The organism is Caballeronia humi (assembly GCF_001544475.1).
In the GTDB taxonomy this organism is placed as follows: domain Bacteria; phylum Pseudomonadota; class Gammaproteobacteria; order Burkholderiales; family Burkholderiaceae; genus Caballeronia; species Caballeronia humi.
On sequence record NZ_FCNW02000137.1, the window covers coordinates 1 to 3157 of the forward strand.

A 3157-nucleotide genomic window follows, 5' to 3' on the forward strand; every position below is an offset into this window, starting at 1 on the left:
CACTTCAACGTCCAACGTTTGGAGCAAATCGAGCACCCGCTGCGCTTCGTCCGGATGACGAGAACTCACCCACACCGAGGAGGGCTTCCATCCAGTCCGCTCTTGAGCCGAGACCGGCTCCGACACCCTGTTTCCACCGTCATACTCATAGAAGCCCGAACCGCTCTTACGCCCCAGCATTCCACCGGCAAGACGGATGGCCGTAATAGGGGACGGTCGGAACCTCGGCTCGTCATAGAACTGCCGATAGATCGACTCCATGACCGGGTGAGATACGTCGATCCCCGTGAGGTCAAGCAGCTCGAACGGTCCCATGCGAAAACCCATTTGTTCGCGCACGATCGCATCGACCGTGCTCTCGTTCGTCACGCCCTCTTGAACGATGCGCAGACCTTCAGTGTTCAGCGCGCGTCCTGCATGATTCACGATGAAGCCCGGCATGTCGCGGCAACGGACGGCTGTATGTCCGAGTTGTTGGGCAAGCGAGGCGAGCCAGTCAATGATAGCGTCGCTGGAACGCAGGCCGCGCACCACTTCCACGACTTTCATGAGCGGCACCGGGTTGAAGAAGTGATAGCCTGCAACCCGTTCAGGATGACGACACCCTGCGGCAATCGCCGTAATGGACAATGACGACGTGTTCGATGCGAGCACCGCGTCATCGCGCACGACTTCCTCGAGTTGGGCAAACAGCGATCGTTTCACTTCAAGTTTTTCAACGATTGCCTCGACCACCAGGTCGCAGTCGGCGAGTGCGCCGACTGCGACCGCCGGCTGAATGCGCCGCAGTGCCGCTTGCGCCTGCTCCAAGGTGAGCTTGCCTTTGATAGCGAGCTTGTCGAGCATAGCGCCGATCGCCACAATGGCGCGCGCGGATGCTGCGGTATCGATGTCCATCAGCCGGACTTCCAGACCAGCAACCACCGCGATTTGGGCAATTCCCTGCCCCATGGCTCCGGCACCCACAACTCCAATCTTCACGTCTTGAACGCTTTTCATGTCGACCTCAGACTCGTTCAATCGCGATAGCAATGCCCTGCCCCACGCCGATGCACATCGTGCAGAGTGCGAAGCGGCCGCCGGTGCGTTGAAGCTGGTAGCTCGCGGTCGTGACGAGTCGCGCGCCGCTCATGCCGAGCGGGTGGCCGAGGGCGATCGCGCCGCCGTTCGGGTTGACGCGAGGATCGTCGTCGGCGACGCCGAGCATGCGCAGCACGGCCAGTCCTTGCGACGCGAACGCTTCGTTCAGTTCGATCACGTCGAACTGGTCGATCGTCATGTTCAAGCGCTTCAGAAGTTTCTGAGTCGCGGGCGCCGGGCCGATGCCCATCACGCGCGGCGGCACGCCGGCCGTCGCTAGACCGAGAATGCGGGCGCGCGGCACGAGGCCGAAACGCTTCGCGCTGTCTTCATCGGCGAGCAAAAGCGCGGCCGCGCCGTCGTTCACGCCCGACGCGTTGCCCGCCGTCACGCTGCCGTCCGGGCGCACGACACCCTTCAGCTTCGCGAGCGCCTCGATGCTCGTCTCGCGCGGATGCTCGTCCTGCGAGACGACGATCGGATCGCCTTTCTTCTGCGCGATCGTCACCGCGACGATTTCCTGCGCGAACGTGCCGTCGGCCTTCGCGCGCGCCGCCTTCTGCTGGCTGCGCACGGCGAACGCGTCCTGATCGGCGCGGCTTACCTTATAGTCATCCGCGACGTTTTCCGCCGTTTCCGGCATCGAATCGACGCCGTGCAGCTTTTTCATCAGCGGATTGACGAAGCGCCAGCCGATGGTCGTATCGTAGATGTCGGCCTGACGCGAGAACGCCGAGGTCGCCTTGCCCTGTACGAACGGCGCGCGGCTCATGCTCTCCACGCCGCCCGCGATCAGGAAGCTCGCCTCGCCGGACTTGATCGCGCGCGCGGCGATGCCGATCGCGTCCATGCCCGAGCCGCACAGGCGGTTCACGGTCGTTCCCGGAACACCTTCGGGCAAGCCGGCGAGCAACGTCGACATGCGCGCGACGTTGCGATTGTCTTCGCCCGCCTGATTCGCGCAGCCGAAAATCACTTCCTCGACGGCGTTCCAGTCGACGTCTTTGTTACGCTCCATCAGCGCGCGCAGCGGCACGGCGCCGAGATCGTCGGCACGCACCGACGAGAGCACGCCCGCATAGCGGCCGATCGGCGTACGAATCGCATCACAAATGAAAGCGTCTCTCATGTAAATCTCCTGTAGTTACGCGACCGTACGCGCGCAATGCTGCGAAGCCACAGCTTGCTGTCTGTTTCCGTGTCGATCACTGATTCAATGCGTCAAACCATTCGCCATCGTCGACGATGCGAAGGACCGAGCTTCACGCCCCGCGATACACCGGCTGGCGCTTTTCGAGGAACGCTCGCATGCCTTCCTCCTGATCGCTCGTATCGAAGAGGAGCTGAAATGCCTTGCGTTCCAAAAGCAAAGCGCCGTCGAGCGGAAGGTTCTGCCCGGTGTTGACGACCTCCTTGATCGCCCGCACAGCGAGCGGCGGCATGCTGGCGATGACGCACGCCAGTGCTACCGCTCGCTCCAAGGCGGCGCCTGTGTCGGCAAGCTCCGAGACGAGGCCCATTGCTAAACGCCATCTCCGCATCGACCGGCTCGCCAGTCAGGATCATCTTCATCGCCTGATATTTGCCGATGGTCCTGAGCAGACGCTGCGTTCCACCTGCGCCGGGCATGATGCCGACGCGAATCTCTGGCTGACCGAATCGCGCTCCGCGCCCCGCGACAATCATGTCGCAGGCAAGCGCCAGTTCGCAGCCACCGCCCAGCGCATAACCCTCGACCGCAGCAATCACGGGCTTGCGGCATGCAGCGATGGTCCGGAACACGCGGCTCGTGTCGCGCGCCGTATGTTCGCCGGAAGTCATGTTCACCATCTCAACGATGTCAGTGCCGCCGACGAAGAACGAGTTCCCGCCAGTCAGCACGATCACTCGCACGTCCAGGTCAGCGTCCGCTGCGGCAAACGCCTCGTCGAGTTGCCGCATGACGTCAAGGCTGAGCGCATTGCGGCGCTCGGGGCGATCAATGCGAATGACGGAAACACCCGACTCGGGACGCTCGCAGATCACGACGTTTCCGGTACTCGGTTCTGATGTCTTCATAAAACCCTCGTTTAAGACT

The 3157-nt window shown here is 62.6% G+C and carries 3 protein-coding genes and 1 pseudogene; all 4 read right to left on the bottom strand.

The features are described from left to right. Window positions 1-999, bottom strand: a 999-nt coding sequence (locus AWB65_RS34405) for a 3-hydroxyacyl-CoA dehydrogenase NAD-binding domain-containing protein (protein ID WP_235008091.1), incomplete at its 3' end; no start/stop codon positions are given. Between the two features lie 7 nt (window positions 1000-1006). Continuing rightward, on the bottom strand, window positions 1007-2209 hold the full coding sequence (gene pcaF / locus AWB65_RS34410) for a 3-oxoadipyl-CoA thiolase (RefSeq protein WP_087671209.1): 1203 nt from the start codon (window positions 2207-2209) through the stop codon (window positions 1007-1009). A gap of 133 nt (window positions 2210-2342) precedes the next feature. Next, on the bottom strand, window positions 2343-2621 hold the full coding sequence (locus tag AWB65_RS37535) for an enoyl-CoA hydratase-related protein (protein ID WP_327359601.1): 279 nt from the start codon (window positions 2619-2621) through the stop codon (window positions 2343-2345). Between the two features lie 40 nt (window positions 2622-2661). Then, window positions 2662-3138 (bottom strand): annotated as a pseudogene (locus tag AWB65_RS37540) (enoyl-CoA hydratase-related protein); the annotation flags it as partial. Between the last annotated feature and the right edge of the window lie 19 nt (window positions 3139-3157).

What these genes read in the sequence shown, in the direction of transcription:
- pcaF (WP_087671209.1), bottom strand. Translation starts at nt 2,209, where the DNA reads ATGAGAGACGCTTTCATTTGTGATGCGATTCGTACGCCGATCGGCCGC.
- AWB65_RS37535 (WP_327359601.1), bottom strand. Translation starts at nt 2,621, where the DNA reads ATGCGGAGATGGCGTTTAGCAATGGGCCTCGTCTCGGAGCTTGCCGAC.